Here is a 14,524-nt window from a genome sequence, read left to right as displayed (position 1 = left end):
TCCCGCGGGGGGATCCCGGCCCCCCGGTCCGGGACAGGGCCAGCGCCCCTGCCCGGCCGGCCAGACCCTAGTCCGGCAGCCGGCGGGCGACGCAGGCCGCGAGCAGCGCCTCGGCATCCTCGCGCCGGCACAGACGGGTCGCCTCGGTCATCACCGCCGCGCTGGCCGCCGCGTTGCCCTTGCGCAGCGCCATCTCCAGCCCCTCGTCCCGGGCCAGCGCCAGGGTCAGGGCGCCGACGAAGCTGTCGCCGGCGCCGACCTTGCTGACCACCTTGACCGGGGCCGAGGCCGCGTGCAGCCGAAGCCCGGGCGCCGCCAGCACCGCGCCGTCGCCACCGCGGGCCAGGATCACCACCTCGGCGACGCCGCGATCGACCAGCCCGGCGGCGAAACGGGCCGCCTCGTCATCGCTCGGCAGCGGCCGGCCGGCCAGTTCCTCGGCCTCCTCGCCATCCATCCGCAGCACCCAGGGCGCCGGCCCCCGGCCGGCCGCCGCCAGCGCCCGCAACGGTCCGCCCGAAGTGTCGACGATCAGCCGCACCCGGCCCCCCGATCGCCCGGCCAGCCGGCGCGCCAGCCGGAGCGGGAAATCCTCCGGCACGCCCGGCGGCTGGCTGCCCGAGAGCACGACGATGTCGCGCGCAGCGCCGGCGATCGCCCCCAGCGCCTGGCCGACATCCGCCGGCCCCCAGACCGGCCCGGGCAGCACGAAGCGATACTGCTCGCCGGTGCCGCGATCCGTCACCGACAGGCTCTGCCGCGTCTCGCCCGGCGCCGCCAGCGCCAGGGTGCCGATCCCGGCCTCGGCCAGCAGGTCCAACAACCGCTCGCCGGTCGCCCCGCCCGCCGCCACCAGCGCCCGGCTGCTGCCGCCCAGGAAGCGGATCGCGCGCGAGACGTTGGTGCCGCCGCCACCGGGATCGGTCAGCGGCGGGGCGCAGCGCAGCTTCGGGCCCGGCCGGACCTCGTCGACCATGGTCGACAGGTCCAGCGCCGGGTTCAGGGTGACGGTGAGAACATCGCGCAACTCGGTCATCTTGTTCGCTCCCAGGGCAGCCGGCCCAGCCAACCCGATTCCAGCCCCCAGTTCAATCGCCGGCAAGGCCGGGGGCGCTGCCCCCGGACCCCCGGAGTATTTCCACAAAGAAGAAGCCGAAGGCGGCCGGAGCCGGTTGCCGCGACTCGCGGCAGGATTGACACAAAACGGGAACGCGGTTAGAACATACCCCGAACACCCAGATGTCACGATGCCGGAGGCCATCCTATGCTGACCCGCAAGCAGTTGGAACTGCTCGATTTCATCAACAAGCGGTTGCAGCGGGACGGGGTGCCGCCTTCTTTCGACGAGATGAAGGACGCGCTGGCCCTGAAGTCGAAATCGGGCATTCACCGGCTGATCACGGCGCTGGAGGAACGTGGCTTCATCCGCCGCCTCGCCCATCGCGCGCGGGCGATCGAGGTGATCAAGCTGCCCGAGTCCCTCGCCGGGGCCGCCGGTGCCACCACAACGCCGGGGTTCACGCCGCAGCTGGTCGAGGGCAGTCGGCCCGAAACGCCGGCCGCCGCGCGGCCGGTCGAGGCGGCGGCGCTGGACCTGCCGGTGATGGGGCGCATCGCCGCCGGCACGCCGATCGAGGCGATCGAGCATGTCTCGCATCACGTCGCGGTGCCGGGCAGCATGCTGTCGGGCGCGGGCCAGCATTACGCGCTCGAGGTGCGCGGCGACTCGATGATCGAGGCCGGGATCAACGATGGTGACATCGTGGTGATCCGCTCACAGAACACCGCCGATAACGGCGATATCGTGGTCGCGCTGATCGAGGATCAAGAGGCGACGCTGAAACGCTTCCGGCGCAAGGGCGGCATGATCGCGCTCGAGGCCGCCAACCCGGCCTACGAGACCCGGATGCTGCCCGACCACCAGGTCAAGGTGCAGGGCCGGCTGGTCGGGTTGATCCGCAGCTACTGAGCCGCCGGGCCATCCCGGGGCGGCCCGCGCTCCCTGCCCGGCAGCCGCAGCGGGGCCAGGGCGGCCGTGCTCCCACTCCCCTGGCGCATGGCCGGGGTCCAGAGCCGGCGGCCGGCCAGTTGTGCGGCGCTGGTAAAGGTGAGCGTTCCCGCCGCGACCGAAAGCGCCAGGCCGCCGCTGCGGCGCAGCAGGCGCGGGTCGATGACGCGGCAGCGCCCGGCGGTGGCCTCTCCCTGCCCCGGCCGGACGGACGGGATTGCGGCCGGATGCGCGGCCCTTCGGGGCACCGGTGCCGGGCGATCGGGCGCCTCGACCGACAGGATCACCAGCCGTGCCTGCGCGCAGGCCGCGTCGAAGGCTTCGGCCGCGCCACGCCCGGTCAGCTGCGCCACCGGCAGTCCGGCAAGGCGGAACCGGCGTCGGCCCGGCGGTCCGGACAGGCCCGGCCGGGCCGCCGCTGCGCCCTGGCTGGCGCCATCGCCATCGGCCTGCAGCCAGCTTCGCGCGACGAAGCCGGCGCCGGAGGGTTTCGACAGCACGCGGCCAGCCGGGGTCATCAGCCCGACCAGCCCGCCATCGGCCGCGACCAGCAGCAGCGGCCGGCCGGCCTGGCTCCACAACAGCAGCGCCGCGGCCATCGCCGGCGGCCCGAGCCAGCGCGGCCAGCCGCGCCACAGCACCAGCCAAAGCCCCGCCAGCGCCAGCAACGGCAAGACGACGGCACCGGGCTGCTTCACCGGCAGCACCGCGCCGGGCAGCCCCGCCACCCAGGCGGCGACCGCCAGCACCCAGGCCGCGCCCCGCCCCATCAGCCAGAGCGCCGGCCCCGCCAGCCCGAGCGGCGCGAGCAGCGCGGCGGCGACCGCCGCCGGCATGACGATCAACCCCATCGCCGGCACCGCCAGCAGGTTGGCCGGCAACCCGTATTCCGCCACCCGGCCGAAGGTGGCCGCCGCGATCGGCGCCGTCGCCAGCCCGGCCACCGCCGAGGAAAGCGCCATCGCCAGCACCGTGCGCGGGACCCGGGGCACGGCGCTCAACAGGCCGCGCAGCGCGCCGAAGGCGGCGACCAGCGCGGTGGTGGCGGCGAAGGACATCTGGAAACCCGGCGACAGCAGGCTCTCGGGTCGCGTCAGCAGCAGCAGGCAGGCGGCGATGGCGACCGCGCGCAGGGTCAGCGCCTGCCGGTCGGCCAGCACCGCGCCCAGCATCACCGCGACCATGACGAAGGCCCGCTGGGTCGCGATATTGCCACCCGACAGCGCCAGGTAGGCTGTGGCGGCCAGCAGCGCCCCGGCGGCCGCGATCTTCTTCACCGGCAGCCGCAGCGTCAGCGGCGGCACCAGGGTCAGGCCGTAGCGCAGCACCGCGAAGACGAAGCCGACCAGCAGCCCCATATGCAGCCCGGAAATGGCCAGCAGATGGGCCAGGTTGGCGGCGCGCAGATCGGTGACGGCCTGGGCGCCGATGCCGGACCGGTCGCCGGTCGCCACCGCGGCGGCAAAGGCGCCGGGATCGCCCGGGATCCGGGCCCGGATCGCCGCCGCCAGCCCCAGCCGCTGCCGCGCCAGCCAGCCGCCCGACAGCAGGCCGCGCCCGGCCGGGGCCCAGAGCAGCACCGGCACCCGCGTATCGCCCACCGCGCCGAGCTGCCGGAACCAGGCGAGGCGGCGGAAATCGAAGCCGCCGGGCTCGGCCGGGCCCTGCGGCGGCAACAGGTGAGCGGTCAGCAGAACGACCTGGCCCGGCAGCGGCGAAAGGTGGCGCGGCGGGTCGGACAGCGCGATCCGGACCCGCGCCGGGGTCGCGCCCCGGTCCGGGCCGTCGAGGACGACCTGGTCCAGCACCAGCCGCAGCTTGCCGCTGGCGGCGCGGTCGATGGCGACGATCCGGCCCTGCACCGCGCCGTAATAGGGGTGGCCGAGCACCGGCGCCGCCACCAGATGGGCCCGCGCCCCGGCCGCCAGCGCCCCGGCGAGCAGCGCCGCCAGCCCCAGCGCCGGCGCCTGCCAGCGCGCGCCCGCCAAGCGCCAGATTGCCACTGCCGCGGCCCAGGCCAGGGCCAGCCCGGCCCATTCCCGGCCCGTCGGCTCGCGCGGCAGGGCGAAATAGCCGCCGATGCCGAGCCCGAGGCAGACCGCCAGCCAGGGGAATAACAGCCCCCGCGCCGCCAGCAGCGCGTCGAGCGGATGGCTCCAGCGCGGCACCCTTGTTCTCGCCCCCCCTATTGCCTAGACAAGCGCCGACGCTAGCTCTCCCCTGGTTTCCGAAAGGTTAATTCCCATGTCCGCCTCGACGTCCGCCCCGATGTCCGACGCCGCGCCCCGGCGGTCTTCCGACAAGCCTGTGGTCACCCGGTTCGCGCCCTCGCCGACCGGTTACCTGCATATCGGCGGCGGCCGCACGGCGCTGTTCAACTGGCTCTATGCCCGCGGCCGCGGCGGCAAGTTCCTGCTGCGGATCGAGGATACCGACCGCGCCCGCTCGACCCCCGAGGCGACCGAGGCGATCCTGCGCGGGCTGCGCTGGCTCGGCCTGGACTGGGATGGCGAGCCGATCAGCCAGTTCGCCCGCGCCGACCGCCATGTCGCGGTGGCGCAGCAGATGCTGGCCAGCGGCGCCGCCTACAAGTGCTTCTCGACCCAGGACGAGATCGAGGCCTTCCGCGAGGCCGCACGGGCCGAGGGCCGCTCGACCCTGTTCCGCAGCCCGTGGCGCGACGCCGATCCGGCGACCCACCCCGACGCGCCCTACGTGATCCGGATGAAGGCCCCGCGCGACGGCGAGACGGTGATCGAGGACAAGGTTCAGGGCACGGTGAAATTCCGCAACGACCAGCTCGACGACATGATCTGTCTACGGTCCGATGGCACGCCGACCTACATGCTGGCCGTTGTCGTCGATGACCATGACATGGCCGTGACCCACGTGATCCGCGGGGACGACCACCTGAACAACTCCGCGCGCCAGGCGATGGTCTACCGCGCGATGGGCTGGGACGAGCCGGTCTGGGCCCATATCCCGCTGATCCACGGCCCCGACGGCAAGAAGCTGTCGAAGCGCCACGGCGCGCTCGGGGTCGAGGAATACCAGGCGATGGGCTACCCGGCGGCGGGGATGCGCAACTACCTGGCGCGACTCGGCTGGAGCCATGGCGACGACGAGTTCTTCACCACCGAGCAGGCGCTGGACTGGTTCGATCTCGACGGAATCGGCCGCGCGCCGGCGCGGCTCGACTTCAAGAAACTGGAAAACATCTGCGGCCAGCATATCGCGGTGACGGAAGATGCCGCGCTGCTGCGCGAGATCGAGGCCTACCTGGTCGCGGCGGGGCTTCCGGCGCTGACGGAACCACAACGTGATGGCCTGTTGCGGGCCATGCCGCACCTCAAGGATCGCGCGAAAACCTTCCCGCAACTTCTTGAAAAGGGCCACTTTGTCCTCGCCTCGCGCCCGATCGAGCCGGATGCGAAATCGGCCAAGGCGCTGGATGCTGTATCCCGTGGTATACTGACAGAATTGACGCCGCAGCTGCAAAATGCTAGCTGGACGCGGGACGGGCTGGAGGCTGTCGTCGCCGCCGTGGCCGAGGCGCATGAGCTCGGCCTTGGCAAGATCGCCGGACCGCTTCGGGCCGCGCTTGCCGGCCGAACGGTGACCCCCAGCGTCTTCGATATGATGCTCGTCATCGGCCGCGAGGAAACCATCGCGCGGCTGACCGACGCGGCGGGCTGAGGCGGATCTCCGCCTCGCGCCCCGGACTGAGACGTTCACAGCCGCGCGGACCGTCCGCGGCGGCTTCCAGAAGAGGGATGACGATGGCGGAAACCAACAAGACTGCGACCCTGCTGCTCGATAACAAGAAGATCGAGTTGCCGATCTACGCGCCGACGGCCGGCCCCGAGGTGATCGACATCCGCAAGCTCTATGCCCAGGGCGATGTCTTCACCTACGACCCGGGCTTCACCTCGACCGCGTCCTGCGATTCGACGATCACCTATATCGACGGTGACAAGGGCGAGCTGCTCTATCGCGGCTACCCGATCGAGCAGCTCGCCGACCAGTCGCATTTCCTCGAAGTCTGCTACCTGCTGCTTTACGGCGAGCTGCCGGATGCGACCCAGATTGAAGAGTTCGAGACCCGCGTCACGCGCCATACCATGGTGCATGAGCAGATGCACAACTTCTTCCGCGGCTTCCGCCGCGACGCCCACCCGATGGCGACCATGGTCGGCGTCGTCGGCGCGATGTCGGCCTTCTACCACGATTCGACCGACATCTCGGATCCGTGGCAGCGCGAGGTGGCGGCGATCCGGATGATCGCCAAGATGCCGACGATCGCGGCGATGGCCTACAAGTATTCGATCGGCCAGCCCTTCGTCTATCCGCGCAACGATCTCGACTACGCCTCGAACTTCCTCAACATGTGCTTCTCGGTCCCGGCCGAGCCCTACAAGATCGAGCCGGCGCTGGCCAAGGCGATGGACCGCATCTTCATGCTCCACGCCGATCACGAGCAGAACGCCTCGACCTCGACCGTCCGCCTGGCCGGTTCGTCGGGCGCCAACCCCTTCGCCTGCATCGCCGCCGGCATCGCCTGCCTCTGGGGCCCGGCCCATGGCGGCGCCAACCAGGCCTGCCTGGAAATGCTGCGCGAAATCGGCACCGTCGACCGGATCCCGGAATTCATCGCCCGGGCCAAGGACAAGAACGATCCGTTCCGCCTGATGGGCTTCGGCCACCGGGTCTACAAGAACTTCGACCCACGCGCCAAGGTGATGAAGGAAAGCGCCGACGAGGTGCTGGAACTGCTCGGCATCCACGACAACGAGACGCTGAAGGTCGCCAAGGAGCTCGAGAAGATCGCGCTCGAGGACGAGTATTTCGTCTCCAAGAAGCTCTACCCGAACGTCGACTTCTACTCGGGCATCATCCTCGAGGCGATGGGCTTCCCGACCTCGATGTTCACCCCGATCTTCGCCCTGTCGCGGACCGTCGGCTGGATCTCGCAGTGGAAAGAGATGATCGCCGACCAGCACCAGAAGATCGGCCGGCCGCGCCAGCTCTATGTCGGCGCCCCGCGGCGCGACTATGTCGACGTCGCCAAGCGTTGACCGGCACATCTCGAAATGACAGCGGCCGCCCCCCCGGGGCGGCCGTTTTCGTTACGGGTTCCGCTCATCGCTGTCCTGCGGCGCCTCTGCGCGACGCCGCCCAGAAGGGCACGAGCAGCCCCCGCTCAGCGCGGCTCGAAATAGTTCAGCGGCAGCTTGAGGTAGCTGCGGCCGTCGCTTTCCGGCTCGGGCAGCCGGCCGCCGCGGATATTCACCTGCAGCGCCGCCAGCATCAGCTTGGGCAGCGGCAGCGTCGCATCGCGCTTGTCGCGCCGGGCGCGGTAGGTCGCGGCGTCGGGGGCGTCCCTGAGATGGATGTTGCGCGCCTTCTGCTCGGCCACCGTCGCCATGCACTGCGCCGGCCGGCCCGGGGCGTAATCGTGACCGACATAGAGCCGGGTCTCTCCGGGCAGGGCCAGGATGCGCTGCAGGCTGTCGTAGAGCTCGGCCGAGGAACCGCCGGGAAAATCGGCCCGGCTGGTGCCGCTGTCGGGCATCATCAGCGTGTCGTGGACGAAGGCGGCATCGCCGGCGACATAGGTGACCGAGGCCAGGGTGTGGCCGGGCGAATGGATCACCCTGACCGGGATCTCGCCGACCATGAATTCCTCGCCATCGGCGAACAGCCGGTCCCATTGCGCGCCGTCGGCCGGGAGGTCCGGCAGGTGGTAGATCTCCTGCCACAGCTTCTGCACCTTGACCACGTGTTCACCGATCGCGGTCGGCGTGCCCAGCTTCTCCTTCAGCCAGGGCGCGGCCGAGAAATGGTCGGCATGGGGATGGGTGTCGAGGATCCAGGCCACCTCGATGCCGGTGGCGCGGATGTAGTCCAGCAATTCCGCGGCGCTGTCGGTGCGGGTGGCGCAGGCCAGCGGGTCGAAGTTCCATACCGGGTCGACCACGGCGCCCTGCATCGTCGCCGGGTCGTGGAAGACATATTGCCAGCTGCCCGTGGCCTCGTCCCAGAAACTCTCTACGATCGGTGATTTCATTGCCGCACCTCCTTGCCCACAAGATGGGAAGGCCGCCGCCCCACACAAGGGGCCGGCGGCGTCACAAGGCGGTCACTGGGCGGTCAGCGGGTTTCAGCGCCCGGTGAAGCGCGGTTTGCGCTTTTCCAGGAAGGCGGCGACGCCCTCGCGGAAATCGTCGCTGCGGCCGCATTCGCCCTGCAGCCTGGCCTCCAGCGCCAGTTGCGCGTCGAGGTCGTTTCCCAGGCTGGCCCGCAGCGCCTCTTTGACGCGGGCATAGGCGCCGGTCGGGCCGTTCGCCAGATGGGCGGCCCGGGCCTGCCAGTGGGCCTCGAAATCGTCGTCGGCGGTGCATTCCCAGATCATGCCCCAGTCTTCCGCCTGGCGCGCGGTGATCTTGTCGGCGAACAGCGCCGCCCCCATCGCCCGCGCCATCCCCATCAGCCGCGGCAGGGTATAGGTGCCGCCGGCATCGGGGATCAGCCCGATCCGGGTGAAGGCCTGCAGGAACACCGCGCTCTGCGCCGCGATCACCACGTCGGCGGCCAGCGCGATATTCGCCCCCGCCCCGGCGGCGGCGCCGTTGACCGCGGCGATGGTCGGGATCGGGCTGTCGGCGATCGCCCGCAACAGCGGCTCGTATTCGTCCCGCAGCGTGGTCTCGAGATCGAGCTCTTCGTCCCCGGCCCGGTCGGTCAGGTCCTGGCCGGCGCAGAAGCCGCGCCCGGCACCGGTGATCACCAGCACCCGCGCCGTTTCGGGCGCGGCCTCGACCGCGGCCCGCATCTCGGCCCGCATCGTGCTGTTGAGGGCGTTCATCACGTCGGGCCGGTTCAGGGTCAGCACCCCGATGCCGTTCTCCGCCGCGTAGCTGATCGTCTTATAGGCCATCCGTTCCTCCCGCAAACCGGTGGCCAGAATAGGCCCCCGGGCGCCAGAGGAAAGGGGAACGGCGCGTCACATGGGACGATTCAGTCGCTGGCTCACTCTTTCAGGAGCTCGGCCAGCCGCGCCTCTTCCTCGGGGCTCAGCTCTGCCGCGCCCTCGCCCTTGCCGCGCCGCTGGCGCTGGTAGAGGAAGGCAATGAGCAGCCCCAGCAGCAGCATCACCGGCCCGGCGATCCACAGGATCAGGTTGGCGCCCCGGGTCGTCGGCTTGAGCAGCACGTATTCGCCGTAGCGGGCGACGATGTAATCGACGACCTGCTGGTTGGTGTCGCCGGCGGTGAGCCGCTCGCGCACCAGCACCCGCAGGTCATGCGCCAGCTTGGCGTTGGAATCGTCGATCGACTCGTTGCGGCAGACCAGGCAGCGCAGCCCGGCCGAGATCTCGCGCGCCCGCGCTTCCAGCTTGGGGTCCTTGAGCATCTCGCTCGGCTGCACCGCCAGAGCCGGGGTCGCGGTGACCACCGGCAGCACGGCGACGCCGGGCAGCAGCAGCGCCAGGATCAGCGCCGCGCGACGCAGGAGGGCAAGGGCGCTCATTCCGCCGCCACCGCATTGGCAGGCGCCGTCTTGCGCGCGCCGGCGGCGACGCGGTAGCGCCGGTCGGACAGGCTGAGGAAGCCGCCGAAGGCCATGATGATCGCCCCGCCCCAGATCCAGTCGGCGAAGGGCTTGATATAGGTCCGGACCGCGTAGCCGCCGCCATCCTGCGGATCGCCGACGACGAGGTAGACGTCGCCGAACGGCCCGCTCTTGATCGCGGCCTCGGTGGTCGGCATGCCGGCGACCGGGTAGAAGCGTTTCTCGGGATGCAGGGTGAATTCCTTGCGCCCGGCCTTGCTGACCACCATGTCGGCCATGCTCGAACGGTAGTTCGGCCCCTGGACCGGCCGCACGTCCTTGAGCGTGATGTCATAGGGCCCGACGCTGAAGGTCTCGCCGATCTTGGCCACCCGGATATCCTCGGTCTGCCAGGCCAGGATGGCGGCGATGCCGAAGATGGTGATGCCGAGCCCGGCATGGGCCACGGCCTTGCCCCAGTCGGCCCGCGGCAGGCGGGTGACGCGGCGCAGCTTGCTGCCCAGGTCGCCGCGGCCCGAACGCTGCCACAGGTCGGCCAGCGAGCCGCCGACCAGCCAGATGCCGAGGATGACGCCAAGCGGTCCGAGCGCCGAGCGGTCGGTCTGCAGCGCCCAGACCAGCGCGCCGAGCGCCAGCGACAGCGCCAGCACGCCCCACAAGGGACGCATCGCCCGGTCGAGCCGGCCGCGCTTCCACGGCAGCAGGGCGCCGACGGGCAGGATCATCGCCAGCGCCACCATGAACGGGGTGAAGGCGAGATCGAAGAACGGCGCGCCGACCGAGAGCTTGCGGTGAAACACCATCTCGGCCACCAGTGGCCAGATCGTGCCGATGAAGACGACGAAGGCGGCGACGGCCAGCAGCACGTTATTCATCACCAGCGCCGTCTCGCGGCTGACGGTCGAGAACACGCCCTTGGCCTCCATGCTGCTGGCGCGGGCGGCATAGAGGGTCAGCGCCCCGCCCATGAAGATGGCGACCAGCGCCAGGATGAAGACGCCGCGCCGCGGGTCCGAGGCGAAGGCATGGACCGAGGTGATGACGCCGGAACGGACGATGAAGGTGCCGATGAGAGAGAAGCCGAAGGCGATGATGGCAAGCAGGATGGTCCAGCTTTTCAGCGCCTCGCGCTTCTCGACCACGATGGCGCTGTGCAGCAGCGCGGCGGCGATCAGCCACGGCATGAACGAGGCGTTCTCGACCGGGTCCCAGAACCAGAACCCGCCCCAGCCGAGTTCGTAATAGGCCCAGAGCGAGCCGAGCGCGATGCCGATGGTCAGGAACAGCCAGGCCGCCAGCGTCCACGGCCGCACCCAGCGCGCCCAGGCGGCGTCGACCCGGCCCTCGATCAGCGCCGCGATGGCGAAGGAGAAGGACATCGAGAGGCCGACATAGCCGAGATAGAGGAAGGGCGGGTGGAAGGCGAGGCCCGGGTCCTGCAGCAGCGGGTTCATCCCCTGCCCGTTCATCGGCGGCACGGCGAGGCGCAGGAACGGGTTCGAGGTCAGCAGGATGAAGAAGTAGAAGGCCACCCCGATCAGCGCCTGGACCGAGAGCACGCGGGCCTTGAGCGACGGCGGCAGGTTGCCGCCGAACCAGCTTGCGCAGGCGCCGAACATCGACAGGATCAGCACCCAGAGCAGCATCGAGCCCTCGTGGTTCCCCCAGACGCCGGAAATCTTGTAGATCAACGGCTTGAGCGTGTGCGAGTTGTCGGCCACCAGCTTGAGCGAGAAGTCGTCGCTGACGAAGGCCCAGGTCAGCGCGACGAAGGAGAAGGCGACCAGCAGGAACTGCGTGGTGGCGGCGGGATCGGCCACCGCCATCCAGCCCGACCACCCCTTGTGGGCGCCGATCAGGGGAACGATGGTCTGGACGATCGCTACGACGAGCGCCAGGGCGAGGGCGAAGTGGCCGAGTTCTGTAAACATGCGGCGATCATATTCGTTCTCGCGCATCCCGCCAATATCCCTGCGCGCCGATGTCGCAAGGCTCGGATCACGATTTTGTCGGGGTGATTGACAAGGACTGCCGGTGGCGCCGGCGGAGGGCGCCGGGGGGTTCGCACCCCCGGGCCCCCGCGGGATATTTGCATGAAGATGAAAGGGGTTGGAAGAGAGAGCTCAGCGCCCCTGGTCGTTGCGCCAGTTGTCGAGGGCGGCGTTTGGCTCGTCTTCCGCGACGGGGCGCGAGGCGGCGGAGGCCGGCACGCCGGGGCGCGCGCTGCGGTCGAGGCGGAAGTAATGCGCCTCGCGGGCGCCGAAATAGAACGAGACGATGGCGCCGAGCAGCCACCACAGCGGCTGCGGCACCGCGGCGAGCCCGGTCATGCGGGTGGCGAAGCCGGCCGGATCGACCATCGCGTCGACAAACAGGCCGAGCGTGCCGAAGGCGAGCAGCGGCCGCGGCAGGCGGTTGAGGCCGTTGACGAAGCGGTCGAAACCGCCGGCGCCGGGGCTGGCGAACTCGGCCCCGGCCTCCTGCTGTGCCGCCAGATAGGCCTGCTGGCTCAACTCCATGCGCTTGGTGGCGCTGGGGGTGAAGGTCTCGGCGACACCGGTGATCGCGTTGCCGAGGGCGGCGGTGGCGGCCGGGCCGCCGAAAAGGCGCGAGATCAGCCCCATTGCGCTGTCCTTTCCTGGAACTGGGCCGCGGTCAGGCGGTATTTCGGCGCCATGAAGGTTTCGGCCCGGGTGATCCACCCGCCCTTGCCGCCCGCCCTGGTGCGGGCGTATTTGCGGCTCGCCGGGCGGGCATCGGCGAGGCGGAAGTAGTAGTTGCGCCTCGCGATGGCATAGGCGTCGGCGATGTGATCCGGCGCCGCCCGCGCCGCCGCCTGCACGGCGGCGGTCGTCTTCGGCCCGATCGCCCCATCATCGGCGCAGGCATAACCCATCCGCGTCACCAGCCGCTGCAGGATGCGCACCGCGTTGGCACCGGCATTGACATACATGTCGAAGACCGAGGGCTGCAGCACCGGCGGCAGCGCGTCGAGATGCGGTCCCTTGTAATAGTGATCGACGAAGATCTCGGTCGCCCGGCCGCGGCTGAGGCGCTGGACATCGGCCTCGGTCACCTGGCCGTCGCCGGTCAGGTCGATGCCGAGCCGGCGCATCGTCGCCAGCGTTACCCCGTATTTCGTCGCCCCGCCGGGATCGGCGGGATCGTTGACGTAGCCGCCCTCGCGGGCGACGATTTCGGCGGCGATGTCCTGGACGGTCTGCATGGGCTTCCCCGGCTGGTGGCTGCGGGGAAGGCTGCGGCGCGACGGTTAAGATCAGCTGAGAGCGGCGTGCGGTGGCCAGGCGGCGGCGCGGCGAAGAGGCCGGATGCCTCCGGCGGGGATATTTGGGTGAAGATGAAAAAGGGGCGCGGTTTCCCGCACCCCCTTCACTATTCGATTTCTCAGCTGATCCGCGGACTCAGCTCGAGCCGCCCGGCGCCTCGTAGACGCCCTGCTCCTTCAGCGCGTCGATGACTTCCTTGGGCATGTAGTTCTCGTCATGCTTGGCAAGGATCTCGGTCGCGTTGAAGACGCCGTCCTGCATCCGGCCGGTCGCCACCATGCCGGTGCCTTCCGAGAACAGGTCGGGCAGCACACCGGTGTAATGGACCGGGATCGAGGACTTGGTGTCGGTGACGCGGAAGGTGATCGTCTTGCCCTGGCCGCGCACCAGGCTGCCCTTCTCGACCAGCCCGCCGATGCGGAACACCTCGTTGGCGGGCGGCATGTGTTCGGCCACCTGGGTCGGCGAGCGGAAGAAATTGATCCCGTCGCGCATCGCGTAGCCGATCATCGCCGTCGACAGGACCAGCGCCACCGCCGCGACGATGATGATCTGCACCCGCCGTTTCTTCTTCAGTCCCTTCATGGCCTCCTCACGGGAACACCGGCGCCAGCATCAGGCCCGCGGTCTCCTCCGCCCCCAGCATAAGGTTCGCGTTCTGGATCGCTTGACCTGACGACCCCTTGGCAAGGTTGTCAAGCGCGGCGACCACGATGGCACGGCCCGGGATCCGGTCCGCAGTCACACCGATATGAACGAAATTGGAGCCGCGGACATCCCGTGTCGAGGGGAGTGCGCCAAAAGGCAGCACCTCGAGGAAGGTCTCGCGCTCGTAGGCCGCGGCCAGGGTGGCGTGGATCTCCTCGGCATCGCCGTGGACATAGACCGTCGCCAGGATGCCCCGGTTCATCGGCAGCAGGTGCGGGGTGAACTGGACCAGCACCGGCCGGCCGGCGACCTTGGAAAACTCCTGGTCGAACTCGCCCAGATGCCGGTGCTTGCCGCCGGCGGCATAGGCATGGGTGCCCTCGGAGAGCTCGGCATGGAGCAGGTTCTCCTTCAGGCTGCGGCCCGCGCCCGAGACCCCGGCCTTGAGGTCGATGGTGATCTGGTCGAGGTCGATGACACCGGCCGCGATCAGCGGCCGCAGCGCATATTGGCCGGTGGCGGCGTTGCAGCCCGTCCCCGCGACCAGCCGGGCGGCGCGGATCTCGTCGCGGTAGAACTCGGTCAGGCCGTAGACGGCCTCTTTCTGCAGCTCGACCGCCGAATGAGGCTTGCCGTACCATTTCTGATATTCCGCCGGATCGCGCAGCCGGAAATCGGCCGACAGGTCGACGACCTTGAGGTCGCGCGGCAGCTTGGAGATCACCGCCTGGCTGGTGGCATGCGGCAGGGCGCAGAAGGCGAGGTCGACGCCCGAGAAATCGACCTCCTCGATCTTGCACAGCGTCGGCAGGTCGAGGTGGCGCAGGAAGGGGAAGACCTCGGCCATTGCCATCCCGGCCTTGCGGTCGCCGGTCAGCGCGACGATCTCCATCGACGGGTGGGTGGCAATCAGCCGGACGAGTTCGGCGCCGGTATAGCCGGAGGCGCCAAGAATGGCGATCTTGTGGGTCATCTCATGCCCTCTGCAAAGTCGGGGTGTTGTTTAGAT

General features: G+C 70.0%; 13 protein-coding genes. 3 read left to right on the top strand and 10 right to left on the bottom strand.

The window, feature by feature from the left end; all coding sequences use genetic code 11:
• Positions 1 to 67 precede the first annotated feature (67 nt).
• Positions 68 to 1,027, bottom strand: a complete 960-nt coding sequence (locus ACFOES_RS03670) for a 1-phosphofructokinase family hexose kinase (protein WP_377832998.1) — start codon at positions 1,025 to 1,027, stop codon at positions 68 to 70.
• A gap of 237 nt (positions 1,028 to 1,264) precedes the next feature.
• On the opposite strand from ACFOES_RS03670, the gene lexA reads away from it, so the two are divergent.
• Positions 1,265 to 1,969, top strand: coding sequence for a transcriptional repressor LexA (lexA, locus tag ACFOES_RS03665; protein WP_377831819.1), 705 nt, complete (start codon positions 1,265 to 1,267; stop codon positions 1,967 to 1,969).
• Here lexA and ACFOES_RS03660 read toward each other — a convergent pair.
• Positions 1,963 to 4,176, bottom strand: coding sequence for a ComEC/Rec2 family competence protein (locus tag ACFOES_RS03660; protein WP_377831818.1), 2,214 nt, complete (start codon positions 4,174 to 4,176; stop codon positions 1,963 to 1,965). The genes lexA and ACFOES_RS03660 overlap by 7 nt on opposite strands.
• Before the next feature lie 100 nt (positions 4,177 to 4,276).
• Between ACFOES_RS03660 and gltX the strand changes: the two genes are divergently transcribed.
• Positions 4,277 to 5,704, top strand: coding sequence for a glutamate--tRNA ligase (gene gltX, locus ACFOES_RS03655; protein WP_377831817.1), 1,428 nt, complete (start codon positions 4,277 to 4,279; stop codon positions 5,702 to 5,704).
• A gap of 83 nt (positions 5,705 to 5,787) precedes the next feature.
• On the top strand, positions 5,788 to 7,083 hold the full coding sequence (gltA, locus tag ACFOES_RS03650; protein WP_377831816.1) for a citrate synthase: 1,296 nt from the start codon (positions 5,788 to 5,790) through the stop codon (positions 7,081 to 7,083).
• A gap of 125 nt (positions 7,084 to 7,208) precedes the next feature.
• Here gltA and ACFOES_RS03645 read toward each other — a convergent pair whose 3' ends face one another.
• From ACFOES_RS03645 to argC, 8 genes are all read right to left on the bottom strand, one after another.
• Positions 7,209 to 8,075: an MBL fold metallo-hydrolase gene (locus ACFOES_RS03645; RefSeq protein WP_377831815.1), complete on the bottom strand. Its 867-nt coding sequence runs from the start codon at positions 8,073 to 8,075 to the stop codon at positions 7,209 to 7,211.
• A gap of 93 nt (positions 8,076 to 8,168) precedes the next feature.
• A complete protein-coding gene (locus ACFOES_RS03640; protein WP_377831814.1) occupies positions 8,169 to 8,945 on the bottom strand; it encodes an enoyl-CoA hydratase-related protein in 777 nt (258 codons plus the stop codon).
• A 92-nt stretch (positions 8,946 to 9,037) separates the two neighbouring features.
• Positions 9,038 to 9,520 carry a cytochrome c-type biogenesis protein gene (locus tag ACFOES_RS03635; RefSeq protein WP_377832997.1) on the bottom strand — a complete coding sequence of 161 codons (483 nt, stop codon included), beginning with the start codon at positions 9,518 to 9,520 and terminating at the stop codon, positions 9,038 to 9,040.
• 14 nt (positions 9,521 to 9,534) lie between these two features.
• Positions 9,535 to 11,511 (bottom strand): heme lyase CcmF/NrfE family subunit, encoded by a 1,977-nt coding sequence (locus ACFOES_RS03630; protein WP_377831813.1) that lies wholly within the window; start codon positions 11,509 to 11,511, stop codon positions 9,535 to 9,537.
• 192 nt (positions 11,512 to 11,703) lie between these two features.
• Positions 11,704 to 12,204 (bottom strand): holin family protein, encoded by a 501-nt coding sequence (locus tag ACFOES_RS03625; RefSeq protein ID WP_377831812.1) that lies wholly within the window; start codon positions 12,202 to 12,204, stop codon positions 11,704 to 11,706.
• Entirely contained in the window at positions 12,195 to 12,806 is a 612-nt protein-coding gene (locus ACFOES_RS03620; protein WP_377831811.1) for a holin-associated N-acetylmuramidase, read from the bottom strand. The genes ACFOES_RS03625 and ACFOES_RS03620 overlap by 10 nt, the downstream gene beginning before the upstream one ends.
• Positions 12,807 to 13,002: 196 nt before the next feature.
• A complete protein-coding gene (gene ccmE, locus ACFOES_RS03615) occupies positions 13,003 to 13,452 on the bottom strand; it encodes a cytochrome c maturation protein CcmE (protein ID WP_377831810.1) in 450 nt (149 codons plus the stop codon).
• A gap of 7 nt (positions 13,453 to 13,459) precedes the next feature.
• Positions 13,460 to 14,488, bottom strand: a complete 1,029-nt coding sequence (gene argC / locus ACFOES_RS03610) for an N-acetyl-gamma-glutamyl-phosphate reductase (protein WP_377831809.1) — start codon at positions 14,486 to 14,488, stop codon at positions 13,460 to 13,462.
• Positions 14,489 to 14,524 lie beyond the last annotated feature (36 nt).

The sequence above is a fragment of the Acidimangrovimonas pyrenivorans genome, assembly GCF_042643245.1.
Taxonomy (GTDB): Bacteria; Pseudomonadota; Alphaproteobacteria; order Rhodobacterales; family Rhodobacteraceae; genus Acidimangrovimonas; species Acidimangrovimonas pyrenivorans.
This window is presented reverse-complemented; position numbering and strand designations above follow the sequence as displayed.